This window comes from Bradyrhizobium sp. Rc2d, assembly GCF_900099855.1.
Lineage (GTDB): Bacteria > Pseudomonadota > Alphaproteobacteria > Rhizobiales > Xanthobacteraceae > Bradyrhizobium.
Genome location: NZ_FNCU01000025.1, coordinates 18,994 through 42,519, shown reverse-complemented (window position 1 = coordinate 42,519; position 23,526 = coordinate 18,994). Strand labels below are relative to the sequence as shown.

Below are 23,526 nucleotides of genomic sequence, written 5' to 3'. Positions count from 1 at the left end.
CTTCGCTTCGCTCGCAATGACGGTGCTCACAGCGTCTTCAAATACTCGATCAGGTCGTAGCGCTCTTGCTCCTTCAGCACGCGGCCGATGGTGCCGTCCTTGCCCGGCCCTGGCGTGCCGTCGAACGAGTGGCCGGCATTGCTGTTGCCGAACAACTCGGTGCCGTCAGACGCCCGCGTCGAGAAGCGCGACTGCCCGGTCTTGCAGCTCTCGCCGTCGGCGACCGCGAAGCCGACCTGCTTCGGATCGTAGTCGCGACCACCACCCATGCAGAACGATTTCGGGCGCTCGGCCGCGGGGCTCAGCATCCAGTAGAGCGAGGGCACCGATCCGTTGTGCAGGTAAGGCGCGGTGGCCCAGACGCCGTTGAGCGGACGCGCGCGATACCAGGGCCCCCGCTCCTCTTTATCGGGCGGCTGCGGACCGGGATTGGGGCAGTTCTTGCGCTTACCCCACCAGGCTTGCTGAACCTTCGGCTCGATCTTGGCATCGTCCATCGCCTTGCGGGCGACGATGTCCACGAGCACCATCAGGCCGAGCGAGTATGGCATGTCGGTCGAAGAAATATCCGGCAGATTGCAGCTCCACCAGGCATTGAGCTTCTGAGTGGGATCGAGCTGTAGGAAACCCGGCACCTGAACCGTGCGCGTCGCCAGCACGCTGGCTTGAGCCGGGTCGGTCCCCATGCCTTTGGCGCTTTTCTGGACCTCGTTCAGGAATTTGTCATCGCCGATGGTTTCCCACAGCGACGAGGACCAGATGCTCTGGGCCGGAAATTCGGCGTCGAACACGGGATCGTTGACCGGCCCGAGATGGCATTCGACGCAGATCTCCGCATAGAGCTTGCGGCCACGTTTGACGCGGTCGCCATCGATCTTCCAGGCATCATCGCCGAAGATATCCGACGGCCATTTCGGCGATGTCAGTCCGGAGAGCTGCTTTTTCGGATAGGGCGCCGACCCCTTCAGCAGATCCTCGATCCAGTTCAGATTCTTGATATCCATCGACGAGCGAAACAGCCTGTCTTTGGGAGTAGTGTCGGACAGATTCAGCAGCGCGGTCACGCCCAGCGCTTCGCCGGCGTTACGGATCAGCGGCTGCTCGATGGACGCGTCATATTGCGCGAATTTGAGCCAGGGCACGGTCCAGATCGGCGGGAAGCTGACAGGCGCGTCCTTGGCATGCAGATTCTTTTCGAAGCCGCTGAGGCCGCTGAGCGTCATGTCCTGGGCGAACACCTGATTGCCGATGCGGTTGAGCGCGTCGAGGCGGCCGTATCCTTCCTCCGTGTCCTGCTGTGGCTCTTGCCGCTTCGTCTTCTCGTTGAACCTCGTCTTGCCGTCGATGGTTTTCGCGTAGGTCTTCTCCCAGTCGATCAGGAACGTGCTGATCGCGCGCAGCTTCTGTTTCAGCGCATCGCGGTCCGCATCGCTGGCGGAGGCGCCGAGCACGCGGTCGGCGAAGCGCGTAAAGCGGCCTGGCACGAACAGCGTATAGGCGATCGACAGGCCAGTCGTGACCTCGAGCTTTCTCAGGTCGGTCATCGCGGGGCCGCCGTCGAAACGGATGTCGATGCCCTTGTAGCGGATCTGGCCGGTGTGGCAGGCAGCGCAGGTCAGGCCGATCCGGTCCTCGCCGATCTGCCCGGTCGCAGGATCGGGGACGCCGGTCATGCGTGCGAAGCCGACGGGCAGGCCGTCGACGTTTTCGGCCTCGGCACCCCAGTTCACCGGCGGATCCCAGAGCCGCGCCGGCACCGGCTTCGTCTTGTCGTAGACGTTGGCATAGCCGAATTGGCGCAGCGTGGCGTCGTCGGTGTTGATCGTCTGCGGGCTCGGGATGAAGCCGAAGCGCTGCAGATGGTCGCTGTCATGCAGCATCCCGGGCTTTGCGAAGAAATGAAGCCGCGGCTGCTCCAGCGCCATGAACCAGCGATAGGGCACCGGGAAGGTCGCGGTGCCCTGGCTGGCGTGATGAAACCAGTGCCGGTCCTCCAGCGCCCAGTTCTGCTCGAGCCAGTACGCGGCCCGGGGTTCGACGTGCTCGGGCAATGGCGGCGCCACCAGGTCCCCGAGAATGCCGGGCAGCATGGGCTGGAATTGATCCGGAAAACGCAGCGCCACGATGCCAAAGACGAGGAGCGCGGCGACGAGTCCGCCGGCAGCGCGCAAGATCAGTGAGGGCGGGGTGACGGGCTGGCTGACAACTCGCTGGGTGATCCTGTCAGGGAATTTGCGCTCGTTGAACAATGTCCTCACCTCGGCCACGCTGAGATAGCGGTCATCACCCTGACCCTTGCCCATGATCTTGAGCAGGATCGGCCATTCGAATTTCATCAGGATCGGGTAGTACCAGCGCGCTTGATTGCCAGCGCGCTTGAGGTTGTCCTTCATGAAGGCCTGGATTTGCGAGGCGTTGAGCCCGGTCTCGGTGCCGCCGCCATCGGGATCGGTATAGGTGCCGCCGAAACTGGCGAGCCGCGCGATCTCGTCCTCATTGACGCGCCCGTCGACGCCGAGGATGCGCGAGCCGGCACCGAGCTTGTCGAGCGGGCCGCCGCGCAACATATTGAGCTGCGCGCCCCAAAAGATGCTTTGCAGGATGTGACAGGCGCCGTTGGCGATCAGCGCGACGCCGCGGACCTGGATGCGGGCCGAAACCTTCTTCACTCCCGTCTCGCCGCTTGCATTCGCGATGGTCTGTGACAGCGTCCGGAGCGGGACGGTCCCGCCATCGACGAAGCCTTCGCCGACGAGGCCGCGCAGGAATGGACAGGGATTGTTCGGCGAGACCTGAATCGAGGGGTCGAAGGGCGGCTTCGAAGCGCGGTCATGCATGGCCCAAATCCTGAAAGCAGCGAATCGCAAAAAAAGACGCGCCGATCAAGCGCGGAAAGTCCTAACAAACCGACAGCAGACTATACTACTTCAGCGTGTGATGAAGTGTGGCGGAATTCACTGTAGTGTCAATAAAAGCGGTGCGGGGCCCCAGGAGACCACGCTCGAGACTGCTGAGGAACCGCGATCTGCCGTTCAGGACTCGGCGGCGCGTTTGACGTCGCTCTGCACCAGGGTCAGCTTGCCGAGCGGCACGCCGGCCTTCAGCAGACCCTCGCGGTAATGGGCGATGTCCTCAGGCCGCTTCCAATGGAAGTTGCGCAAGTGCCTGTCGACATTCAGAGTTGGATAATTCCCCATCAGCACGCTGGCGGCCTCGCTCGCCTCGCCGCTTCGTCCCATTTGGGCCAATGCCGCGGCGCGGATCGCCAGCGCCTGCATGTGGTTCGGGTTGATGTAGAGCTGCTCGCGGGCCCATGACAGGGTCGCGTCATATTGGCGCAACAGGTAGTGACTGAAGGCGTTCAGCGCTGCCCATTGGTAACGCGGGTCGCTGTTGTCGCGCTGCGCCGCCATCGAGAACAGCTCGATCGCCTCGCGGTGCTCGCCGATGACGAAATGGCAGATGCCGAGCACGCCACGCGCGCCGTTGTCATAGGGGTTGAGCGCGACCGCACGCTTGGCGGCGTCCATCGCGGCCTCGTAATGCCCTTCCATCGCATGGGCCCAGGACAGGATCGAGAACGCGAATGAGGAGCGCGGGTCGAGCCGGACGCTGGTCTCGGCGAGGTTCATCGCCTCGGCCCACATCTCCCGCGTGCCCTTGACCCAGCCGAACTGGATGCTCTGGATCTGGATCGTGGCGAGATAGGCGTGCGCGATCGACAGCTTGGGATCGAGCCTGATGGCCTCGCGGAACAGCTCGACGGCGGCAGTCAGGTCCTCCTTGGTCTGCCGGTAGTAGTGCGACAGTCCCTTGAGGAAGCGGTCCCAGGCGCTCACGTCGGTCGAGAGCCGCGCTGGCGCCGAGGCCTCGGCACGGACGATCTCGGTGGCGATGGCGGCGGACAGGTTGGTGGTGATCTCGTCCTGCATCGCGAACAGGTCGCCGATGTCGCGGTCGTAGCGGCCGGTCCAGAGCTGCTCGCCGGTCTCCGGCGCGATCAGCTCGGCGGTGACGCGGATCTTGGCGCCGGCGCGCCGCACCGAGCCCTGGATCAGATAGGTGGCGTCGATCTCGCGCGCGATCAGCCGCGTGCTGGTGTTCCTGCCCTTGAAAGCGAAGGTCGAGTTGCGGCTGAGCACGCGATAGAAGGATTGCAGCGACAGCGCGTGGATCAAATCTTCGGTGAGGCCGTCGGAGAAATATTCGTCCTGGGCATCGCTGAGATTGGCGAAGGGCAGCACGCCGACGATCGCGGTGCGGTACTGCTGCGAGAGGGCGGACGCCTCCCTCAGCTCGGGCGCGAGTGCCGGCGCGCCCTCGGGCGTCCAGGTCCAGACCCCGACCGCGTCCTTGATGTTCTTGAAGCGATGGTTGCCGGCGTCGGTGAGCGGCACGGTGAGATGCTTGCTCGCCTCGCGATAGGCCTTCGCCGAGATGGCGAAGCCGCCGGGGCTCGCCACCGATTCCAGGCGCACGGCGATGTTGACATCGTCACCGAACACTTCGTCCTCGTCGGCGATGACGTCGCCCATGTGGATGCCGAGCCGGAACTGCATGGCGCGGTCCGCCGGCAGATGCCGGTTGCGCTCCGCCATCAGCGTCTGCATCGCCATCGCGGCTTCGGTGGCGCCGACGATCGAGGCAAACTCGAGCAGGAAGCCGTCGCCGGTGTTCTTCACGACGCGGCCGCCGTGATTGAGGATGATGGGGTGGATCGCGCTGCGATGGGCCTTGAAGGCGGCATGGGTGCCGGCCTCGTCGCTGCCCATCATGCGCGAATAGCCGGCGACATCGGCGCAGACGATGGCAGCCAGACGTCTTTCCATATCCCAGGAGCTCCAACGAATCTGCGACCGGCCACGGCGTGGCCGTCGCCTCGAATCCCGCATTTCAAGAACCCTGCCTTTATAGAGCAGATAAGGCGGCGCGAAAGTATGATCCGCATTGCAAATTCGAGGTAAATCCCACGCATTTGCGGCAGTGGACGGGGAGGGGCGAACCGAATATGCCGCCTCAAGGCCGACGCGGGGACTTCACATGCTGGGCATTCACGAAATCTGGCTCTTCATCCTGTCGGGCGTGCTGCTCAACATCACGCCGGGCCCTGATACCGTCTATGTGATCGGACGCAGCATGCAGATGGGCTGGCGGGGTGGGGCCGCCGCTGCGTTCGGCATCAGTTGCGGCTGCTTTTTCCACGTCACGGCCGCTGCGATCGGCCTTTCGGCCCTGCTGATGGCCTCATCGACCGCGTTTTCGATCCTGAAGCTGGTCGGCGCGGCCTATCTCGTCGTCACAGGACTTCAGATGCTGTGGTCGCGCCCGGCGCTGGCCTCGGCCATCGACGAACCCGTGCGGAGCTCGCTGCGGCGGGTGTTCCTCCAGGGCGTCTTCACCAATGCGCTCAATCCCAAGGTCGCGCTGTTCTTCCTGGCCTTCCTGCCGCAATTCGTCGCAGCCGATTCAGCCCACAAGCCGCTCGCCTTCCTGACCCTCGGCCTGATCTTCATCGGCACGGGCACGCTGTGGTGCCTGGTGCTGGCCGCGTTCGCGGCCAGAGCCGTCCATCGCTTGCGGCGCTCCGAGGGCGTGATCGCCTGGGTCAACCGTGCGCTCGGCGGCCTCTTCATCTATCTCGGCATCCGCGTCGCCATGCTGGAGACGCGGTGAGCGCACCTCTCCCCAGCGGGGAGAGCTCGGATCGCGAAGCGATCCGGGTGAGGGGGCGCAGCATTCGATGAGACCAAAACCCTCACCCGGATCGCATCTATCGATGCGCTCCGACCTCTCCCTACGGGAGAGGTGAACTGAGCGTCACAGCCTATATCGATTTCCTGAGCTTTCAGGCGATTTCCTTCAGCAGCGCGCTGCCGGCCAGATAAAGACCGAGCAAAATCATCGCGATCAGGAACCAGCGGCGGAACGCTTCCGCCGGCATCCGCGCCCGCACTGACTGGCCGATGAACATGCCGGCAAAGGCCATGGCGAGGCCGACGGCGCCGGGCACGGCATTGGCCGGCGTCAGCAATCCGCCGGCGGTCAGGTTGAAGGCGAGCGCCAGCGTCGCCGTCGTGAAGAACACGCCGAGCGCCTGCACCAACTCGTCCTTCTCCATGCCGATCGCCTGCATGAAGGGCATCGAGGGGATCACCTGCACGCCGGTCGAGGCCGAGATCACACCGGTGACGACACCGACCACGCCGCCGACCCATTTTTCGTTCTCAGGCGCGACGCGGAAGTGGAATTTGTTCAGGCCGATCACGGCGTAGATGACGAGCAGGGCGCCGAGCACGATCGTGCCATAGCGCGCATGGGGGCCGGTCAGCGCGCCGGCATTGAGCCAGCATCCGATCACGGTGCCGATCATCAGCGGCCACAGCCGCCTCAGGATGTCGCGCAAGTGAGGACCGACGAAGGTCTGCCAGATGTTGGTGACGATGGCGGGCACGATCACGATGGCGATCGCGCGGCTGGGCGCCATGCTCACCGCGAGCAGGCCGATGGACACGGTCGGCAGACCGAGCCCGACCACGCCCTTGACGAATCCGGCGACCAGGAAGACGGCTGCGATGACAACGAGGAGCGGGTCGAACATATCTGCACATTGACCGAAGCCGCGCGCCGGCACAATCTGGAGGTTACGGAGACAGCCTTCGTTCTGAACGAAAGCTAAAGCATGCTCCGGACCCGGAGGGCCGCGTTAGCGCAAAGTGCGCAGCGGTTTTCCGACAAGATCATGCTCAAACAATAAGGTTGAGAGAAACCCGTCATGCGCTTCGATCTCGTCGACCTCCAGCTCTTCATCGCGGTCGCCGACCAGCGCAGCATCACCCGCGGCGCGGAGCGCTCGCACCTGGCGCTAGCCTCGGCCAGCGCGCGCATCAAGGGCCTCGAGGACGCGCTCGGTGTCGCGCTGCTCAAGCGCGGGCGCCGCGGCGTCGAATTGACCGCGGCCGGCGAGAGCCTGCTCGATCACGCGCGCCTCGTCATCCACCAGATCGACGCCATGCGCGGCGATCTCGCCGGCTTTGCCAGCGGCGTGCGCGCCAGCGTGCATTTCCTCGCCAACACCTCGGGGCTTTCGGAGCACCTGCCGAAGGCACTGGCCGGCTTCCTGCGCGAGCATCGTGACGTCGCGATCGACATCGAGGAGCGCGAGAGCACCGACATCGCGGCGGCGATCACCGCGGGCGCTGCCGATCTCGGCTTTGCCGCCGAGCACGCGCTGCCCGAGCATATCGAGCGCTTCCGCTTCAGCGAGGATCGGTTGACGCTGGTGACGTCTCGGCGCGGCCCGTTCGCCGGCCGTCGCCAGATCGATTTTCAGGAGGCAGGGGCCTGCGACTTCGTCGGCCTGACCAGCGCCACCGCACTCCAGATGCACATCTCGAAGCATGCGGCGCGGCTCGGCATGCGCCCACATTTCCGCGCGCGCCTGCGCGATTTCGACGCGATCTGCCAGATGGTCGCCGCCGATGTCGGCGTGGCGCTCGTGCCCGAAGCCGCCGCCCGCCGCTGCGCCAAGACGATGCCGCTTGCCATGGTCCGCCTGCGCGATGCTTTCGCCAACCGGAAGCTCGTGATCTGCGCGCGCAGCTTCAAGACCCTGCCAAGGCCGGCCAAGATGCTGGTGGAGCATTTAAGGGCGGCGGCGGTGTGAAGGGGCACTTAAGGTGCTCCGCAGCGATGGTGCGCTCCCTCTCCCGCTTGCGGGAGAGGGGTGGGGAGAGGGTGTCTCCGCCAGGGAGATTCCCCGAGAGGAGAGAGCCCTCACCCGGCGCTTCGCGCCGACCTCTCCCGCAAGCGGGAGAGGTAGAAGCCGGCGCTACTTCGCCGTCTCGATGCCGGCGTCCTTGATCACCTTCGCCCACTTCTTGGTCTCGTCGGCGATGAAGCCGCGAAAATGCTCCGGCTCATCGCCGATCAGCGTCGCGCCTTGGGCGGCGAGCTTCTCCTTCACCGCCGGATCTGCCATCACCCTCGTTGCCAGGCCATGCAGCGCGGCGATGATCTCCTTCGGCGTACCCTTCGGCGCGACCATGCCATACCAGTTCTCGATGCGCAGCTGCGGCAGGCCCGCTTCGGCGGTGGTCGGCACCTTCGGCGCGGTCGGTGCACGCTCGGCCGAGCCGACCGCGATCGGCCGCAACGCGCCGGCCTTCACCTGCGGCAGCAGCACGGGGAGATCGAGGAACGTCATCTGGACCTGCTGGCCCAGCAGGTCGTTCACCGCCGGCGCGGCGCCGCGATAGGGCACGTGCACGATGTCGATCTTCGCCGTCAGCTTGAACAATTCGCCGGCGAGATGCGGCAGGCTGCCGGGGCCGGAGGAGGCGAAGTTGAGCTTTCCCGGCTGCGCCTTGGCGAGCGCAATCAACTCGCTGATGTCCTTGACGGGGACGTTGGTCGCGACCACGAGCATTTCCGGCACGGTCGCAACCAGCGTGACCGGCGTGAGGTCGGTCAGCGTGTCATAGGCCACCTTCTCCATGCTCGGGCTGATCGCGAGCGCGCCGGCTGAGGAGATCGCGATGGTGTAGCCGTCGGGCGCGGCCTTGGAGACGGCATCGGTTCCGAGCACGCCGCCCTGGCCGCCGCGATTGTCGATCACCACCGGCTGTCCTGACAGCTCGGACATGCGCTGGCCGATCACCCGCGCGATGATGTCGTTGGGCCCGCCAGCCGGGAACGGCACGATCAGCTTGATCGGCTTGGTCGGGAAATTCTGCGCTGATGCCAATGACGGCAGCAGCAGGAACAATCCCAAGAACAATTCAACGAGCAGCCTGCGTGAGACGGTCATGCAAGCCTCCGCTCGCGTTGTTATTGGTTCAAAAGCTTGAGTGCTTCTTCGTGGACCCTGGGGTCGCCGGCCGCGATGATGCGGCCGCCCGCCTGGGCCGGCTTGCCTTCCCAGGTGGTGACGACGCCGCCGGCGCCGGTCACGATCGGGATCAGCGCCGCGATGTCGTAAGGCTTCAGCTCGGTCTCGACCACGAGGTCGACATGGCCGGCGGCGAGCATGCAATAGGAGTAGCAGTCGCCGCCATAGCGCGACAGCCGCGCGCCCCGCTCGATGCGGCCGAAGATGGCACGGTCGCTCTCGTTCATCAGCAGCGGGCTGGTGGTGTAGGTCGTGGCTTCCGAGAGCGAGGTGCAGCGCCGGACCTGGAGCCGGCGTTCGCCGGAGGGGCCCTTGTAATTGGCCGAGCCGTTGTCGCCGGAGAAGCGTTCGCCGATGAAGGGCTGGTGCATCATGCCGAATACCGGCGCGCCCTTGTGCAGCAGCGCGATCAGGGTGCCCCAGATCGGAAAGCCGCCGATGAAGGATTTGGTGCCGTCGATGGGATCGAGCACCCAGACATAGTCGGCATCGTCGCGCTCATTGCCGAATTCCTCGCCGACGATGCCGTGCTGGGGGAAGCTGGCCTTGATCAGCCGCCGCATTACGGCCTCCGCGGCGCGGTCGGCCTCCGTCACGGGATCGAAATCCTTGGTCTTGCTCTTGTCGTCGACCGACAGCGAGGTGCGGAAGAACGGCAGGATGGTTTCGCCGGAGGCGGTGGCGAGCCGTCCGATGAAGGCGGAGAAGTCGATCACCGTCACGGCGTGTCCTCAAAAGCGAAAGTCGGATGAAGCTCGCTTCTGCCTAGCTCAAATCCGCAGAATCTTGCAGCGCTGTCTTGATTTGCTCCCTGGTATTTTGAATGCCGCAACCGGCTGCCTCATCTCAGTCATCTCCTGGCCAAATATCGATCACAGTGTTGAAAACTTAGTTCCGACCATGCCTCGTTTGTATGCAAACATCTATCAACCCATTGAATTTCCTTATCAAAGAAACTGAATCTGGGTTTCCATGGAAGCAATTGAGCCATGTCCTAATGCATGGGAAATGACTGAAAAGCCCTTGCACTTTGTGCGGCGCGGTCGCATATTGTTGCGGTGCGGTAGCGCTTGGCGTTACCGCTGCCCTCCTTGGGCGTTTCCTCCCTAGACTTGGGCCGCTTCTTCATCAGAAGCGGCCCTTTTTTCTTTGGGCCTCTGTTTTCATTTCAGGGCGCGCAAACTTGCGAAGCGAAAACGCGTTCGCGCCGTTGGCTCGCGGCACTGTTGTCCGAGAGAAAGAGGCGGCTATTCCGCTGCGGCCTGGAACGAGCCGAGATCGCCGAACGGGATCGTGCTCGCCAGCACATCGGCGAGGATGCCGAAGTCGTTTGCGACTTGCGCAAAGCGCGGACCGCGCTCGCGCCGCCGTTCGTCCATGTAGATCGCGCGATTGAGCTCGAGCTGCACCGTGTGCAGGCCGCTCGCAGGGTTGCCGTAATGCTCAGTGATGAAGCCGCCGGCATAGGGCTTGTTGCGGCCGATCGAATAGCCGAGACCCGTCATGGTCTCCTCGACACGGTCGGGAAGCAGCGGCGTGCAGCTCGTGCCGTAGCGGTCGCCGATCACGATATCGGGCCGGCGCGGCTCGTCTCTGCTGACGCCGACCGAGGGCATCGAGTGGCAGTCGACCAGCACCACGGTGCCGAACAACTGGTGCACCTTGTTGATCAGCCGACGCAGCGCGCGGTGGTAGGGCTTGTACAGCGTCTCGATCCGCCCCAGCGCGTCGTCGACCAGGATGCGGTCGCGATAGATTTCCTGTCCGTCACCGACCACGCGCGGAATGGTGCCGAGACCGCCGGCGACCCGCATCGAGCGGGTATTGGCAAAGCTCGGCAGGCGGCCGGTGAACATGCGGGGATCGAGCTCATAGGGCTCGCGGTTGACGTCGACATAGGAGCGGGGAAAGTTGACCCGCACGGTCGGAAAGCCGCGATCGCTCAAATGGCCGATCAGCTCGTCCATGAAGGAATCTTCGGACCGCCGCAGCGTCGGCAGATCGATCCTGGATGCGCTGAGGAATTCGTCCGGATAGGTCGAGCCGGAATGGGGCGAGTTGAAGATGACCGGGGCACGCCATTGCGCGGGCTCCACGATCTCGAAGGCTGGCGACGTTTCGCCGTCAAACCGGGTCATCTTCTCAGGCTTCGTCCCTTCGCGCCGGGATCTGGCATAGTCCAGATCGCATTGATTCGGCCGATCGAGCGGCTCTTATGTGACGTCATTGTCCGGAATCGCAACCATTCTGCCAAGCGAAAAGATGTGATGGGCACTGGAACACGTCTTAACCCTGCGGGCAGCGAGGTGGGGATCTGCGCGCGCGGCTCGATTGATTCGAGCTGCGTTCAGGTTCACAAAGGGCCGGCAGCAGCAGCCGTCTCAGGGTTAAGATTTTCACCCCAAATTTACCCTCTGTCGGGCTTAGTGACCTCTGCTGATATCCTCTGGGGATTCGACGTTTCCTGCCATGCCAAAGATCCTGCTCGCCGAAGACGACAACGACATGCGCCGCTTCCTGGTCAAGGCGCTGGAAAACGCCGGTTTTCAGGTCTCGTCCCATGACAACGGCATGGCCGCCTATCAGCGGTTGCGGGAAGAGCCGTTCGAGATGCTGCTGACCGACATCGTGATGCCGGAGATGGACGGTATCGAGCTCGCCCGCCGCGCCTCGGAACTCGACCCCGACATCAAGATCATGTTCATCACCGGCTTCGCCGCGGTGGCCCTGAACTCGGATTCGGACGCCCCCAAGAACGCCAAGGTGCTGTCCAAGCCCGTCCATCTGCGCGAATTGGTCAGCGAAGTGAACAAGATGCTGGCGGCCTGAATCGGCCCCCTTCCGTCCTTGCGCCGGCTCCCCTGAGCCGTTATAGGGACCCCACCCGATCTAGACGACCTCTAGGGCACGTAGCTCAGCGGGAGAGCACTACCTTGACATGGTAGGGGTCACAGGTTCGATCCCTGTCGTGCCCACCATCCTTCGCTCGCGAAGCGAGAGAAGGATGCCACGCCGAAGCCCAAAGGGCGCAGGCGGGCTGCCGCCGCGAGCTACGACTCGGCAAGCCACGATTCAACCAACGCGAAGTGTGTCCGGCGTAGCTCGCAGAGCGTAGACGGACTGGTGCGCCTTGCTCAATATCCTGGAACACCGAGACGCCCCCGGCATTGTTCCGCCATGCCGAAGTCCTCCACAAAAACCTTCAAGCGCGGCGACCACGTCAGCTGGAATTCCGAGGCCGGGCGCGTGCGCGGCCATATCCTGCGCGTGCACACGGAGGACGTCGACTACAAGGGCTACGTCCACCACGCCACGCCGGACGATCCGCAATACGAGATCAAGAGCGACAAGACCGACCACGTCGCCCTGCACAAGGGAAAGGCGTTGCGATTGTTGCGGAACTGACGAACGTCAGGTGAGCAAGGCATCCCATGGCTCATCCCTTCTTCACCATCGGCCATGCCACGCGTGCGATCGAGGAATTCATCGAGTTGTTGCAGGGCAGCTCGATCACATATCTGGCCGACGTTCGCACCGTGCCCCGCTCGCGCACCAACCCGCAGTATAATCGCGACACGCTGCCGCAGTCGCTCGCGGCCGTTTCGATCGGCTACGAGCATATCGCCTCGCTCGGCGGCCTGCGCAGCCGCGAGCGCGAGGTGCCGCGCGAGACCAATGCTTTCTGGCAGAACGGCAGCTTTCACAATTATGCCGACCACGCGATGAGCGCGACCTTTCACGAAGGTCTCGCTCATTTGCGCGATCTCGGGCAGACGCAGCGCTGCGCCATCATGTGCGCGGAAGCATTGTGGTGGCGATGTCACCGCCGCATCATCGCTGATTATCTGCTCGCCGCCGGCGAGACCGTGTTTCACATTCTGGGACCAGGGCAGGTCAAACAGGCCGAGATGAATCCGGCGGCGCGCGTTATGGCTGACGGCCGCTTGGTTTATCCTGCGGAAAGTTAGCCAATCGTCGCTATCGCGGCTATGCTTGCCGCAGTCCGTAGATCCTCTGGGTGAGTTGGTGGTCGCCGCCCGTCACCCATAGGATCTACGCTCCCCTTGATCCGCGACGGGAGTTTGCGATGAGCATATCCGTCATCGAACAGGCAAAAATCCAGGCGCAGGTGCTGGTGCCGCTGGTTAGGGCGCTCCAGGCCGAACTCGGCGAGGCACGCGCCAACGCGCTGGTGCGCAAGGCGCTCGGCGATCTCTATCGCGGCTTCGGCGAGGAATTCTGGAAGGCCAAGAACCTGAACGAGAACGAGGCAGACCTCGGCCAGGCGGTCGCGTCCGCCTTCAAGACCTATGCCCGCGACGATGCGCTCGCCTATGACGTCATCGAGCAGTCGAAGGACGTCTTCGCATTCGACGTGAAACGATGCGCCTATGCCGAGTTCTACAAGGCGCTTGGCGAGCCCGAGCTCGGCTTCCTCCTGATCTGCACCGCCGACTTTGCCACCGCGGAAGGGTTCGGCCCCGACATCAGGCTCACGCGCACGCAAACCATCATGCAAGGCGCCCCTCATTGCGACTTCCGCTACCGGCGCGATCCGGGCGGATCATCATGAGAGCGTTTGCCGCTTCAGACCTCGGTCGCGTCGCGATCGGGAGCTGACTTACCGTCCAAGCCGCCAGAACGCCGTCTGCAGCGGGAGCTGATGCTTGATCATCGTAACGCCGTCGACGACCTTCAGGCCGCGGCTCGCGCAGGCTTCCATGAATTCAGTGCGGCGGGCGGCGATGATGTCGAATACCGCGCAATCCCCCGGCAGGTTGGACGGATCCATCGGCAGCGCGTCGCTCGCGCGCAGGCCGAGCGACGTGGCGTTGACGCAGAGGCCGGCGTCGTCGAAGCGCTCCTCGAGGCTGATATCGAGATCGGGGAATTGCCCGCGCAGCTTTGCCGCGAGCGACTCGACTGGAGCGGGCACCTCGTTGAGGATGCGCAGGCGCTTCAAGCCCGCTGCGGCGAGTGCGTGGCAGATCGCGCGGCCGGCGCCGCCCGCGCCGATCACGACAGTGCGGCGCTCGGGATCGAAAATGTTGGCCTCGCGTGCGGCGTTCAGAAAACCGCCGCCATCAAAGCACTCCCCGACCAGCTTTCCGTCCGCTTCGATCCGGATCGTGTTGACCACACCCTCGAATTTCGCGGCAGGTCCCACCTCGTCGCAGAGTTCGAACGCCGCCGGCTTGTGCGGCATGGTCAGGTTGAAGCCGGCGGTGCTCGGCGATTTCGCCAGCGTGCGGATTGTCCTGGCGAGATCGTCCGGGTGCACGTCCATCGGCACCATGTGCCAGTCGAGGCCCCGCTCCTCGAAATAAGGCGTGTAGTATCTGGGCGCACCGACATGGCCGGCGGGATGGGCGAAGATGAAGACGACGCGCGAGGCGCCGGTCGGAAGCTTCATGGCATCATCCCTTGACCGCGCCGGCGGTCAGCCCGGAGACGAGATAACGGCGCACTGCGAGCGAGAAGATCAGCACCGGCGCCATCACCAGCGAGCCGCCGGCGGCGATCTTGCCCCACTCCCAGCCCTCGTAGTTCATGAAATTGACGACGGCGACCGGCGCGGTGCGTGCATTGGTCCGGGTCAGGATCAGCGCGAAGAAGAAATCGTTCCAGGCGTAGAGGAAGCAGAGGATCGCGGTCGCGGCGATGCCGGGCGTCACCATCGGCAGCACGATTTTTGTGAACACCGTGCGCGTCCGCGCGCCGTCGACGAGGGCGGCTTCCTCCAGCGAGACCGGTATGGTGTCGAAGAACGGCTGCATCATCCAGATCACCAGCGGCAGGTTGAAGCTGGTGTAGACCAGCACCAAGCCGGTGATGGTGTCGAGCAGCCCGATCCAGCGATAGAACAGGAAGAAGGGAATCGTGAAGGCGATCGGCGGCGCCATGCGCGTCACCAGGATCGCAAAGGAGAGCGCATGCTTGCCGCGCCCGGCCCAGCGCGACAGCGCGTAGGCCGCGGGCACGCCGAACAGCAGTGCGAGCGCGGTCGAGAGCGAGGCGCTCAAGAGGCTGTTGACGAAGGAGGCCGAGAACGCGCTGTGCCAGAGCGAGATGTAGTTTTCCAGCGTCGGCGTGAAGATCAGCGGCGGCGGGAATTGCAGGATCTGGTCATTGGACTTGAAGCTCATCTGCAGCAGCCACAGAAACGGCGAGAGCAGGACGAGCAGCGTCATGGTGATCGCGACCAGCCGCCCAGGCGTCGCGCGGCGTCCGGAATGGTGGCTCATGCCATCGCCTCCCGCCGGCGCCCCATCCAGACCAAGGCAAGGCTGATGCCGGCGACCAGCAGCAGCATCACGACCGTGACCGCGCTGGAATAGCCGATCTCGTTGGTGTCGAAGGCGAGGAGATACGCATAGTAGTTCGTGACTTCCGTGACCGTGCCCGGACCGCCGCTGGTCAGCAGGAAGATCAACGGAAACGCCTTCACGCTGTCGATCAGGCGGAACATGCCGGAGATGACGAGGATCGGCGTGATGAAGGGCAGGGTGACGTACCAGAAGATCTGAAGCTTGCTGGCGCCGTCGACCAGGGCGGCCTCCGAATATTCGTCGGGAATGGTCTGGAGCGCCGCCAGGACCATCAGGAAGGTGAAGGGCAGCCATTCCCAGGTGTCGGCGATGATGATGGCGGTCAGCGCGAAATCGACGCTGGAGGTCAGCGCCGGCATGGTGAAATTCAGGAGCTGCGCGGCATAATAAAGCGGGCTGATGTCGGGCGTGTAGATCAGCTTCCAGATCACCGCGACGACGATCGGCGGCAGCACCATCGGGATCAGGAAGAAGGTGCGGGCGAACTCGACGAAGCGCGACGGCACGTTGAGGAGCAGCGCGAGCAGCATGCCGAGCAGGACCTGGAACAGCACACCCCAGCACGACAGTTTTGCCTGCACCCAGAGCGAATTGACGAAGCGGGGATCGCCGGGCAGCAGGCCGTAATTGCGCAGCGGCACGCTGAAATCGGTGGCCGAGCCCGGCGCCGTCAACTGGAACGGCGTCAGGCTGGTCACGACGAGATAGATCGCCGGAAGCACGGCGACGGCAAACAGCACGATCAGGCTCGGGGTGAGCGCGCAGGCGATGAAGCTGCGGCGCTCCGCGTCAATTCCACTCTCGCTCAAAGCTGCGTCCCGGCACGGCGGAGCGCGGCGATCGCCTGGTCCTGCGCGGCGTTCATCGCGTCCTTCGCGGGCAGCTGGCCGGTTGCGACCTGCTCGAACGCCTTGTTGAGCACGTCGCCGACGATCGGGAACTCCTTCACGGTACGATAGGTCATGTAGTTCTCGCCCTTGGCCGGCAGCTCCAGCACTTCCAGATAGAGCGCGCCCAGATCCTGGCCGTTGACGGTGTTGAGCTTGCGATAAGCTTCGCTGCTGATGATGGAGCGCCGGCAGACCGAGGAATGGCCGTGCTCCTTGACGAGCCGCATCGAGATGTCGGGGGAGAGCGCCCACTTGATGAATTCCCACGCCGCCTTCTTGTTCTTGGCGTTCTTGGGAATGCCGAGCCCCTGGCTGTTGGAGGCGGGGTGGTCATGCACGGGTCCCGCGGGCATCCGCACCACGCGCGAGGTCCCCCTCACCTTGCTCTCCTCGGACAGCAGGATCGGCGTCACCCAGGCGCTGGAATGGATGAAGATATTGGCGCGTCCCGTGAGCACCGACTGCCGCGCCTGGTCTTCGGTGTAGGTCAACACGCCCTTCGGCGCGCTCTTCAGGAGGCTCGCATAGAATTCGATGCCCTGGATGGTCTCGGGCGTGTTCAACGCCGGCATGATGTCGGAGGGCGGCTTGCGGAAGATGTTGCCGCCGAAGCCCTGGATGTAGGGCGGCAGATTCCAGTGATGCAACTGGAACGAGGTGATGCCGCTGACGCCGTCGGTGCCGTTGATTTCGGCGCAGACCTGCTGGAGCTCGGCGAACGTCTTCGGGATCTTCAGCCCCTTCTTCTCCATCAGGTCCATGCGCGATAGCCCCATCAGCATCGCGCCGCCTTCCCAGGAATAACCGTAGGTCGCGCCCCTGGCGTCGCGGTAGGGCACCTGCGCGCCTTCGACGAAGTCCTTGGGATTCCATTCGGCCGGGGTCAGATTGGCGTCGCCGGTGAACTCGTCGAGATTGGCCAGCAATCCCGCCGCGACCCAGCGTGCGGCGAGGATGAAGGTGACGTTGACAAAATCATAGGCCGAGCCGCCGGAGGACAGTTCGAGATTGGCCTGTTGGTTGTAGACCGGGAAGGCCGAGAGCTGGAGATCGACCTTCATCCCGGTTCTCTCCTCGAACTCGGGGATGTATTTCTGCAGCAGCGCGAAGAAGCGGTGCTGGAACGAGGCGCCGTGCAGCGTGACGCCGGCAAACGGTTTCGTCTGCGCGATCAGCGGCGCGGGAAATGCTGTAAGCGCCGCGGTCGCGGCGCTGGCCTGCAAGAGTTTACGGCGGGTGAGCGAACTTCCGCGCGATGCGTTCTTCATCATGTCCTCCCAAATATGTTTGCCGGTTTCAACGCGCCCGTCTGGTGCGGGCGTTCTCGTCCTCGGCGTCCTTCTTTCGCTGGCGCGACAGGGCCGAGACGATGTTCTGTTCGGTGAGATCCATGAGCTTGTGCATGGCCTGGCGCGCGCCGTCCGGATTGCGCGCCCAGATCTCGTCAAGCACCGCGCGATGATAGGGCAGGCTCTTCCGCGGCGCGCCCGGATTCGTCGTCGACAGGTTGAACGACATCCGCAAGGCTGCTGCGACCGTCGCGCCGAAGGCGATCAGAAAGTCGTTGCCCGTTGCGATCAGGATGCCGCGGTGAAACTGCAAGTCGGGCTCGGCATAGGCGAGCCGGTCCATGCCGGCCGCGTCCATGCCGCGATAGGCGCGTTCGATCCGGGCAAAATCCTCATCGATGCCGCGCATCGCGCAGATCGCGCAGGCCTCGGGCTCGACGATGCGGCGGACCTCCATGATCTGCTTGGCGAACTCCTGCGTCGGCAGCGCCGACAGCGTCCAGTTCAGCAGCTCCTCGTCGAGCATGTTCCAGTCGAAGCGGGCGCGGACATGCGTGCCGGCCTTCTGCTTCGAGGCGATCAATCCCTTCGCCTTCAACAGCGATAGCGATTCGCGGATCGAGGCGCGGCTGACGTTGAAGCGCGAGGCCAGTTCGACCTCGCGCGGCAAGATCGTGCCCTCGCGCCACACTCCGGTCAGGATCAGTCGTGCCACCTCGCGGGCCACCTGGGCGCTCGCCTGCGGATTATCGCTGCTGTCGGTCTTGGCCACGGTGAACCCGGTTCCGTGAAGTCAAATGTCTGATTTATTTCAGGTGCTGACGACGCGGCGGCAGAATGCCGGCCGTCACATGCAAGATAATCCCATGGCGACAGATTTGACAAGAATTATTATGTCAGACATATTTTCTCCCAGATCAACGCCGCGCGGGACAAAACCATCGTGACAAAGCCCCACATCGTCCTGGTCATGACCGATCAGCAACGCTTCGACACGATCGCGGCGACCGGCCACCCCTATATGAAGACGCCGAATCTCGATCGGCTGGTGCGTGAGGGCGTCTATTTCGACAATTGCTTCATCAACGCGCCGAGCTGCGTTCCCTCGCGCGCGGCGCTGTTCTCCGGCCTCTATCCGCACGCCTCTGGCGTGCTGAAGAACGGGCAGCACTGGCAGAAGACGTGGGTCACCAATCTGGCGGAGGCCGGCTATCACTGTGTCAATGTCGGCAAGATGCACACGATCCCGTACGATGCGAAGGCCGGCTTCCACGAGCGTTTCATCGTCGAGAACAAGGATCGCTTCTTCGAGGGCCGTTGGTTCGCCGACGAGCTCGACAAGGCCTTTGCCGCCCACAAGCTGACAAAGCCGTCGCGTGCCGGCTACCGCAGCCTGCCGGACTATGGCGACCGCATGGGCGCGTTCACCTGGGAAATGCCGAAATCGCTGCATCCGGACATCTTCGTCGCGGAGACCGCGATGTGGTGGCTCGAGACCCGACCCAAGCCCGAGGCGCTGTTCATGCAGATCGGCCTGCCCGGACCGCATCCGCCCTATGATCCGCTGCCCGATTATCTGGAACATTACCTCGCGCGCAACGACCTTCCGGTGCCGCAGCCGACCGAAGCCGAGATCGAGGGGCTGCCGGCCTATCTGAAGGAGAAGCGCCGCCACGACACCGAAGTCGACCATGATGCGGTGTCATGGAAGCTCGCCCCGACGCACGACGAGATGCGGCGCCTGCGCGCGCATTATTATGCCAACGTCACCATGATCGACGAGCAGATCGGCCGTCTCCTGCAAACGCTGGAAGACAGGGGCTATCTCGACAACTGCGTCGTCATCTTCATGTCGGACCACGGCGACAATCTCGGCGAGCACGGCCTCAGCCAGAAATGGTCGATGTACGAACCCGTCACCCGCATCCCGCTGCTGGTCTGGTCACCGGGACGGTTCACCGGCGGGCGCCGCGTTGCCGCGAAGTGCCAGCTGTTCGATCTCGCCCCGACCATTCTGGATCTCGCCGGCGCGCAGCATCCAAAGCCGTTCCAGGCCCGTAGCCTGCTTCCGGCCCTGAAGGGCGAGGAGTGGGCCGGCCGTGGCTTCGTGTTCAGCGAGCAGGCCGGCGACGTCGCCATGACCGGCGCAAAGCTGATCACCATGGTGCGCGACGACAGGTGGAAGGTCGTGTTCATTCACGGCGCCGAGGACGGGCAGCTGTTCGATCTCGCGACCGATCCGCTCGAACGGCACAATCTCTTCGGCATGCCCGAGCACGCCGGAATCATCAGCCGTCTGAAGGACGCCTTCATCGACTGGCGGCAGAACAGCCTGCTCGAAACCATGGATCTGAACGCGGCCGCGCGCTGATGCCTATGAATCGTCGGCGTCACGACCCTGCCATTTCAACGTCGGCGCCGAGACGTCGGGCAGGCCCAGCAGGTTGATCGCGCGGCAGGCGATCTGGTCGACGATGTCGGCCATCGACTGCGGCTTCAGATAGAAGGCGGGCAGCGGTGGCGCAATGATTGCGCCGATCTCGGTCGCCTGGAGCATCGCGCGGAGATGTCCGAGATGCAGCGGGCTTTCGCGGACCAGGAGCACCAGACGCCGCCGTTCCTTGAGCTGCACGTCGGCCGCGCGCACGAGGAGATTGTCCAGATGTCCCCAGGCGATGGCCGACAGCGTGCGGATCGAGCACGGCGCCACGATCATGCCGCTGACCGGAAACGAGCCGCTGGCGATGCTGGCGCCGATGTCGGTAGGATCATGGTCGCGGAAGGCGAGGGCGCGCAGCCGGGGCAGCGCGCCGGCGCCGGCTTCTTCGGTGAGCGTGCGCTCGGCCGCCGGTGAGATCACGAGATGCACCGCACAGCGCGGATTCTCCGCCAGCCGTTCGATGATGCGCACGCCGATGGCCGCGCCCGAAGCGCCGCTGATGCCGACGACCACGCCATGCCGCGCGCTCATGCGGTCTCGCGCAGTTGAGGTCCGGCCATTGCGCCGAGCCCGAGTGCCGGCCACATCTTGTCGACCCTGGCGACCACGGCTGGATCCATCATCAGGGGCTCGCCCCAGGCCCGCTCCGTCTCGGGCGGAATCTTGGTGGTGGCATCGATTCCGAGCTTGCCGCCGAGGCCGGATTTCGGCGAGGCGAAATCGAGATAGTCGATCGGCGTGTCCGAGAGCGTGACGAGGTCGCGCGAGCTGTCGCTGCGGGTCGCGACCGCCCACATCACGGCGCGCCAGTCGCGGATGTCGATATCGTCGTCGACCACGATCAACAGCTTGGTGTAGCTGAATTGCGGCAGCATCGACCACAAGCCCAGCATCAGCCGTCGTGCCTGGCCGGGATAGCGCTTCCTGATGGAAGCAATCGCGACCCGGTAGGAGCAGGCCTCGGGCGGCAGCCAGCAGTCGGCCACCTCGGGGAATTGCTGCCGGATCAGCGGCACGAATAGCCGGTTCAATGCTTCGCCGATCCGGGACGGCTCGTCCGGCGGGCGGCCGGTAAAGGTCGAGAGATAGATCGGCTGTCGGCGCGACGTGATGGCGGTGACCCGAAGCACGGGAAAGGTTTCGACCGAATTGTAGTAGCCGGTGTGATCGCCATAGGGGCCCTCGGCGGCCGTCTCGGTTGCCGAGACAAGCCCCTCGATGACGATCTCGGCCGCGGAGGGGACCGCGAGAGGAATCGTCAGGCACGGCGTCAGCTCGGGCCGCTCGCCGCGCAGGATGCCGGCGAAGCGCAGCTCGGATATCGTCTCCGGCAGCGGCAGCACGGCGGCGAGGATCGTTGCGGGGTCGGCTCCGATGACGATCGCGACCGGCATGTCGCGCCCCAGTGCCTTCCATTGCTGGTGATGCCGGGCGCCGCCGCGATGGGCGAGCCAGCGGATGATCGCGCGGTCGCGACCGAGGATCTGCATGCGGTAGACGCCGACATTCTCTTCCTGGTCCGCGACGGGCGATTCCGGCGGCGCGGTGATGACCAGCGGCCAGGTGATCAAGGGTGCAGGCTCGCCCGGCCAGCAGATCTGCGCCGGCAGTCTTGTTAGATCGATGTCGTCACCCATCGCCACGCGATCCTGCACCGTCGCCGCAGGGCGCGATCGCGGCCGCGTGGCAAGGGCGGCGCGGGCCAGCGGCAGCTTGCGCCAGGCATCCCGGACGCCATGCGGAGGACGCGGCGCGCGCAACTCGGCCAGCAAAACGCCGAGCTCCTCGAGCCGATCCGGCGTGATGCCCATGCCCCACGCGGTCCGCTCCACCGTGCCGAACACATTGGTCAGCAGCGGCATCTCGGATGGAACGCCATCGGCCCTGACCGGGCGTTCGAACAATAGTGCAGGGCCGTTCTCGCCGATCACGCGCCGGTGGATCTCAGTGATCTCATGGACCACGGAAACCGGTTCGCGAATGCGTCGCAGCTGTCCCTTGCCTTCGAGGAAGTGCAGGAAGTCGGATAATTCGCCGAAGCGCGGAACGTCACGTTGCAAGCGAACGGTCTCCTGAAAAAGCAGAAGCTAGCCGGCGTGATCTTGATCTTCATTGTTCCCGCTCAAATACATTTGCGCGCAATCGGATCAGATGACGGGATGAGTCATTCGTCCGTCGCGTCCGGTTCGCTGCCGACAATCCCGCCGCTTCTCGCTCTGGCGATACGTCCGTTGCCGCTGCTGCCGCTGCAATTTGCGCTCGGTGGCTTCCTGTCGCGGATATTGAGGCGCAATCCCGGACTGCTCGACCGGCTCGGACCACATCGCCGCGCACGGTTCGGGATCAGGCCGGTCGACCTGCCGTTCGCCTTCATCGTCGAGGCCGCGCCGCCGCTTCTGTCGGTGGTGCGCGAGCTGCCGCAAAACCTGGATGCCTATGTCTCCGCCTCGCTCGCAAACTTGCTTGCTCTGGTCGAGGGCAAGGTCGATGGCGACGCGCTGATGTTTTCGCGTCAGCTCGGAATCGAAGGCGACATGGAGGCTGTGCTGGCCTTGCGCAATGCGATCGACGATGCGCGGCTCGATCTCGCCGCGGAGCTGGCTTCCCTGTTCGGTCCGTTGGGCGAGCCGGTGAGGCGTTCGTTCGAGGCTGCGCGGGACAGGCTGACCGGCCCGCCGCAGGAGCAGAGGTGATGGAGCTGATCTGTCCCGCCGGCACGCCGGCCGCGCTGCGCAGCGCCATCGATGCCGGCGCGGACGCCGTCTATTGCGGCTTCAACGACGAGACCAATGCGCGCAATTTTCCGGGGCTGAACTTCAGCCGCGACGAGCTGCGCAAGGGAGTAGCGTTCGCCCATGAACGCGGCGCGCGCATCCTGGTCGCCATCAATACCTTTCCGCGGGCGTCGTCCGTGACGCTCTGGCAATGCGCCGTGGACGATGCCGTCGATGCCGGAGCCGACGCGCTGATCGTCGCCGATATCGGGCTCATGGACTACGTCGCCAAGCGTCATCCGGGTCAGCGCCTCCATGTTTCGGTACAGGCCGCCGCCGCAAATCCCGATGCCATCGCGTTCTATGTCGAGACGTTCGGGGCGCGCCGCGTCGTGTTGCCACGCGTGCTCAGCGTTGCGGAGATCACCGAAATCACCCGCGAGACGACGTGCGAGACCGAAGTGTTCGTGTTCGGCGGCCTTTGCGTGATGGCCGAAGGGCGCTGCTCGCTGTCGTCCTATGCGACCGGCAAATCGCCGAACATGCAGGGCGTCTGCTCGCCGGCAAGCCACGTGGCCTATGAGGAGACCGCGCAGGGAACGACGTCCCGGCTTGGCGGCTTCACCATCAATCGCTTCGCCCCGCAGGAGGCCGCGGGCTATCCGACCCTCTGCAAGGGGCGGTTTTCCACCGCGCATGGCGACGGCTACATCTTCGAGGACCCGGTCAGCCTCGATGCCACGACGCTGCTCGGGGGATTGCGAAGCGCCGGCGTTGCCGCCCTGAAGATCGAGGGGCGTCAGCGCGGACGGGCCTATATCGAGAGCGTGGTCCGTCACTTCCGCCGCGCACTCGATACAATCGGGCAGGGGCGCGAAGCCGACATCGTGAGTCTGCGGCCCTTCACTGAAGGCCAGGCCTCTACGCTCGGCGCCTATCGCAAGACATGGCGATGACTGATGGCGATGATCGCAACC

23 protein-coding genes and 1 tRNA gene are annotated in these 23,526 nt (G+C 64.4%); 11 read left to right on the top strand and 13 right to left on the bottom strand.

The window, feature by feature from the left end; translation table 11 throughout:
* Window positions 1-26 precede the first annotated feature (26 nt).
* On the bottom strand, window positions 27-2,837 hold the full coding sequence (locus tag BLV07_RS27180; RefSeq protein ID WP_091892085.1) for a di-heme-cytochrome C peroxidase: 2,811 nt from the start codon (window positions 2,835-2,837) through the stop codon (window positions 27-29).
* A 195-nt stretch (window positions 2,838-3,032) separates the two neighbouring features.
* On the bottom strand, window positions 3,033-4,829 hold the full coding sequence (locus BLV07_RS27175) for an adenylate/guanylate cyclase domain-containing protein (protein WP_176945782.1): 1,797 nt from the start codon (window positions 4,827-4,829) through the stop codon (window positions 3,033-3,035).
* A gap of 211 nt (window positions 4,830-5,040) precedes the next feature.
* Between BLV07_RS27175 and BLV07_RS27170 the strand changes: the two genes are divergently transcribed.
* Window positions 5,041-5,673, top strand: coding sequence for a LysE family translocator (locus tag BLV07_RS27170; RefSeq protein ID WP_091892081.1), 633 nt, complete (start codon window positions 5,041-5,043; stop codon window positions 5,671-5,673).
* A 172-nt stretch (window positions 5,674-5,845) separates the two neighbouring features.
* Here BLV07_RS27170 and BLV07_RS27165 read toward each other — a convergent pair whose 3' ends face one another.
* Window positions 5,846-6,598 carry a sulfite exporter TauE/SafE family protein gene (locus tag BLV07_RS27165; RefSeq protein WP_091892079.1) on the bottom strand — a complete coding sequence of 251 codons (753 nt, stop codon included), beginning with the start codon at window positions 6,596-6,598 and terminating at the stop codon, window positions 5,846-5,848.
* A gap of 174 nt (window positions 6,599-6,772) precedes the next feature.
* On the opposite strand from BLV07_RS27165, the gene BLV07_RS27160 reads away from it, so the two are divergent.
* Complete coding sequence (locus BLV07_RS27160; protein WP_091892078.1) at window positions 6,773-7,663, top strand: LysR substrate-binding domain-containing protein; 891 nt, start codon at window positions 6,773-6,775, stop codon at window positions 7,661-7,663.
* A gap of 165 nt (window positions 7,664-7,828) precedes the next feature.
* Here the strand turns inward: BLV07_RS27160 and BLV07_RS27155 are convergent, their stop codons facing one another.
* Both BLV07_RS27155 and hisN read right to left on the bottom strand, forming a co-directional pair.
* Window positions 7,829-8,806, bottom strand: coding sequence for a Bug family tripartite tricarboxylate transporter substrate binding protein (locus tag BLV07_RS27155; protein WP_091892076.1), 978 nt, complete (start codon window positions 8,804-8,806; stop codon window positions 7,829-7,831).
* Window positions 8,807-8,826: 20 nt separating this feature from the next.
* Window positions 8,827-9,609, bottom strand: coding sequence for a histidinol-phosphatase (hisN, locus tag BLV07_RS27150; protein WP_091892074.1), 783 nt, complete (start codon window positions 9,607-9,609; stop codon window positions 8,827-8,829).
* On the opposite strand from hisN, the gene BLV07_RS46505 reads away from it, so the two are divergent.
* A complete protein-coding gene (locus BLV07_RS46505; RefSeq protein ID WP_130219022.1) occupies window positions 9,581-9,847 on the top strand; it encodes a hypothetical protein in 267 nt (88 codons plus the stop codon). The genes hisN and BLV07_RS46505 overlap by 29 nt on opposite strands.
* Window positions 9,848-10,134: 287 nt before the next feature.
* On the opposite strand, the gene BLV07_RS27145 is transcribed toward BLV07_RS46505, so the two are convergent.
* The gene (locus tag BLV07_RS27145; RefSeq protein WP_091892071.1) at window positions 10,135-11,025 is read right to left on the bottom strand and encodes an N-formylglutamate amidohydrolase; all 891 of its coding nucleotides are present in this window, start codon (window positions 11,023-11,025) and stop codon (window positions 10,135-10,137) included.
* 331 nt (window positions 11,026-11,356) lie between these two features.
* On the opposite strand from BLV07_RS27145, the gene cpdR reads away from it, so the two are divergent.
* From cpdR to BLV07_RS27120, 5 genes are all read left to right on the top strand, one after another.
* Window positions 11,357-11,716 carry a cell cycle two-component system response regulator CpdR gene (gene cpdR / locus BLV07_RS27140; protein ID WP_007597092.1) on the top strand — a complete coding sequence of 120 codons (360 nt, stop codon included), beginning with the start codon at window positions 11,357-11,359 and terminating at the stop codon, window positions 11,714-11,716.
* 74 nt (window positions 11,717-11,790) lie between these two features.
* Window positions 11,791-11,865: transfer RNA gene (locus BLV07_RS27135), tRNA-Val, on the top strand.
* 199 nt (window positions 11,866-12,064) lie between these two features.
* Complete coding sequence (locus tag BLV07_RS27130; protein ID WP_091892069.1) at window positions 12,065-12,292, top strand: hypervirulence associated TUDOR domain-containing protein; 228 nt, start codon at window positions 12,065-12,067, stop codon at window positions 12,290-12,292.
* Window positions 12,293-12,318: 26 nt separating this feature from the next.
* Complete coding sequence (locus tag BLV07_RS27125; RefSeq protein ID WP_091892067.1) at window positions 12,319-12,855, top strand: DUF488 domain-containing protein; 537 nt, start codon at window positions 12,319-12,321, stop codon at window positions 12,853-12,855.
* Between the two features lie 119 nt (window positions 12,856-12,974).
* A complete protein-coding gene (locus BLV07_RS27120; protein ID WP_091892065.1) occupies window positions 12,975-13,460 on the top strand; it encodes an L-2-amino-thiazoline-4-carboxylic acid hydrolase in 486 nt (161 codons plus the stop codon).
* A 48-nt stretch (window positions 13,461-13,508) separates the two neighbouring features.
* Here BLV07_RS27120 and BLV07_RS27115 read toward each other — a convergent pair whose 3' ends face one another.
* Genes BLV07_RS27115 through BLV07_RS27095 form a run of 5 tightly spaced genes read right to left on the bottom strand, consistent with a single transcriptional unit; the run spans window position 13,509 to window position 18,167 of the window.
* Window positions 13,509-14,300, bottom strand: a complete 792-nt coding sequence (locus BLV07_RS27115; protein ID WP_091892063.1) for a shikimate dehydrogenase family protein — start codon at window positions 14,298-14,300, stop codon at window positions 13,509-13,511.
* Window positions 14,301-14,304: 4 nt separating this feature from the next.
* Window positions 14,305-15,132 carry a carbohydrate ABC transporter permease gene (locus tag BLV07_RS27110; RefSeq protein ID WP_091892061.1) on the bottom strand — a complete coding sequence of 276 codons (828 nt, stop codon included), beginning with the start codon at window positions 15,130-15,132 and terminating at the stop codon, window positions 14,305-14,307.
* Window positions 15,129-16,025 (bottom strand): carbohydrate ABC transporter permease, encoded by an 897-nt coding sequence (locus tag BLV07_RS27105; RefSeq protein WP_091892059.1) that lies wholly within the window; start codon window positions 16,023-16,025, stop codon window positions 15,129-15,131. The genes BLV07_RS27110 and BLV07_RS27105 overlap by 4 nt, the downstream gene beginning before the upstream one ends.
* Window positions 16,022-17,377 carry an ABC transporter substrate-binding protein gene (locus BLV07_RS27100; RefSeq protein WP_091892057.1) on the bottom strand — a complete coding sequence of 452 codons (1,356 nt, stop codon included), beginning with the start codon at window positions 17,375-17,377 and terminating at the stop codon, window positions 16,022-16,024. The genes BLV07_RS27105 and BLV07_RS27100 overlap by 4 nt, the downstream gene beginning before the upstream one ends.
* A 25-nt stretch (window positions 17,378-17,402) precedes the next feature.
* Entirely contained in the window at window positions 17,403-18,167 is a 765-nt protein-coding gene (locus tag BLV07_RS27095; RefSeq protein ID WP_091892055.1) for a FadR/GntR family transcriptional regulator, read from the bottom strand.
* Between the two features lie 171 nt (window positions 18,168-18,338).
* Between BLV07_RS27095 and BLV07_RS27090 the strand changes: the two genes are divergently transcribed.
* Window positions 18,339-19,766, top strand: a complete 1,428-nt coding sequence (locus tag BLV07_RS27090; RefSeq protein ID WP_244551226.1) for a sulfatase family protein — start codon at window positions 18,339-18,341, stop codon at window positions 19,764-19,766.
* Window positions 19,767-19,769: 3 nt separating this feature from the next.
* On the opposite strand, the gene BLV07_RS27085 is transcribed toward BLV07_RS27090, so the two are convergent.
* On the bottom strand, window positions 19,770-20,366 hold the full coding sequence (locus BLV07_RS27085; protein ID WP_091892051.1) for a UbiX family flavin prenyltransferase: 597 nt from the start codon (window positions 20,364-20,366) through the stop codon (window positions 19,770-19,772).
* Window positions 20,363-21,895 (bottom strand): UbiD family decarboxylase, encoded by a 1,533-nt coding sequence (locus BLV07_RS27080; protein WP_091892049.1) that lies wholly within the window; start codon window positions 21,893-21,895, stop codon window positions 20,363-20,365. The genes BLV07_RS27085 and BLV07_RS27080 overlap by 4 nt, the downstream gene beginning before the upstream one ends.
* Window positions 21,896-21,994: 99 nt before the next feature.
* Between BLV07_RS27080 and ubiT the strand changes: the two genes are divergently transcribed.
* Together ubiT and ubiU are read left to right on the top strand one after the other, a co-directional pair.
* Window positions 21,995-22,528, top strand: coding sequence for a ubiquinone anaerobic biosynthesis accessory factor UbiT (gene ubiT / locus BLV07_RS27075; RefSeq protein WP_091892209.1), 534 nt, complete (start codon window positions 21,995-21,997; stop codon window positions 22,526-22,528).
* On the top strand, window positions 22,528-23,505 hold the full coding sequence (ubiU, locus tag BLV07_RS27070) for a ubiquinone anaerobic biosynthesis protein UbiU (protein WP_176945781.1): 978 nt from the start codon (window positions 22,528-22,530) through the stop codon (window positions 23,503-23,505). The genes ubiT and ubiU overlap by 1 nt, the downstream gene beginning before the upstream one ends.
* The last annotated feature ends 21 nt before the right edge of the window (window positions 23,506-23,526 follow it).

What these genes read in the sequence shown, in the direction of transcription:
- BLV07_RS27170 (WP_091892081.1), top strand. Translation starts at nt 5,041, where the DNA reads ATGCTGGGCATTCACGAAATCTGGCTCTTCATCCTGTCGGGCGTGCTG.
- BLV07_RS27165 (WP_091892079.1), bottom strand. Translation starts at nt 6,598, where the DNA reads ATGTTCGACCCGCTCCTCGTTGTCATCGCAGCCGTCTTCCTGGTCGCC.
- BLV07_RS27160 (WP_091892078.1), top strand. Translation starts at nt 6,773, where the DNA reads ATGCGCTTCGATCTCGTCGACCTCCAGCTCTTCATCGCGGTCGCCGAC.
- BLV07_RS27130 (WP_091892069.1), top strand. Translation starts at nt 12,065, where the DNA reads ATGCCGAAGTCCTCCACAAAAACCTTCAAGCGCGGCGACCACGTCAGC.
- BLV07_RS27110 (WP_091892061.1), bottom strand. Translation starts at nt 15,132, where the DNA reads ATGAGCCACCATTCCGGACGCCGCGCGACGCCTGGGCGGCTGGTCGCG.
- cpdR (WP_007597092.1), top strand. Translation starts at nt 11,357, where the DNA reads ATGCCAAAGATCCTGCTCGCCGAAGACGACAACGACATGCGCCGCTTC.
- BLV07_RS27180 (WP_091892085.1), bottom strand. Translation starts at nt 2,837, where the DNA reads ATGCATGACCGCGCTTCGAAGCCGCCCTTCGACCCCTCGATTCAGGTC.
- ubiU (WP_176945781.1), top strand. Translation starts at nt 22,528, where the DNA reads ATGGAGCTGATCTGTCCCGCCGGCACGCCGGCCGCGCTGCGCAGCGCC.
- BLV07_RS27175 (WP_176945782.1), bottom strand. Translation starts at nt 4,829, where the DNA reads ATGGAAAGACGTCTGGCTGCCATCGTCTGCGCCGATGTCGCCGGCTAT.
- BLV07_RS46505 (WP_130219022.1), top strand. Translation starts at nt 9,581, where the DNA reads ATGAAGGCGGAGAAGTCGATCACCGTCACGGCGTGTCCTCAAAAGCGA.
- BLV07_RS27100 (WP_091892057.1), bottom strand. Translation starts at nt 17,377, where the DNA reads ATGATGAAGAACGCATCGCGCGGAAGTTCGCTCACCCGCCGTAAACTC.
- ubiT (WP_091892209.1), top strand. Translation starts at nt 21,995, where the DNA reads ATGAGTCATTCGTCCGTCGCGTCCGGTTCGCTGCCGACAATCCCGCCG.
- BLV07_RS27115 (WP_091892063.1), bottom strand. Translation starts at nt 14,300, where the DNA reads ATGAAGCTTCCGACCGGCGCCTCGCGCGTCGTCTTCATCTTCGCCCAT.
- BLV07_RS27125 (WP_091892067.1), top strand. Translation starts at nt 12,319, where the DNA reads ATGGCTCATCCCTTCTTCACCATCGGCCATGCCACGCGTGCGATCGAG.
- BLV07_RS27145 (WP_091892071.1), bottom strand. Translation starts at nt 11,025, where the DNA reads ATGACCCGGTTTGACGGCGAAACGTCGCCAGCCTTCGAGATCGTGGAG.
- BLV07_RS27155 (WP_091892076.1), bottom strand. Translation starts at nt 8,806, where the DNA reads ATGACCGTCTCACGCAGGCTGCTCGTTGAATTGTTCTTGGGATTGTTC.
- BLV07_RS27120 (WP_091892065.1), top strand. Translation starts at nt 12,975, where the DNA reads ATGAGCATATCCGTCATCGAACAGGCAAAAATCCAGGCGCAGGTGCTG.
- BLV07_RS27085 (WP_091892051.1), bottom strand. Translation starts at nt 20,366, where the DNA reads ATGAGCGCGCGGCATGGCGTGGTCGTCGGCATCAGCGGCGCTTCGGGC.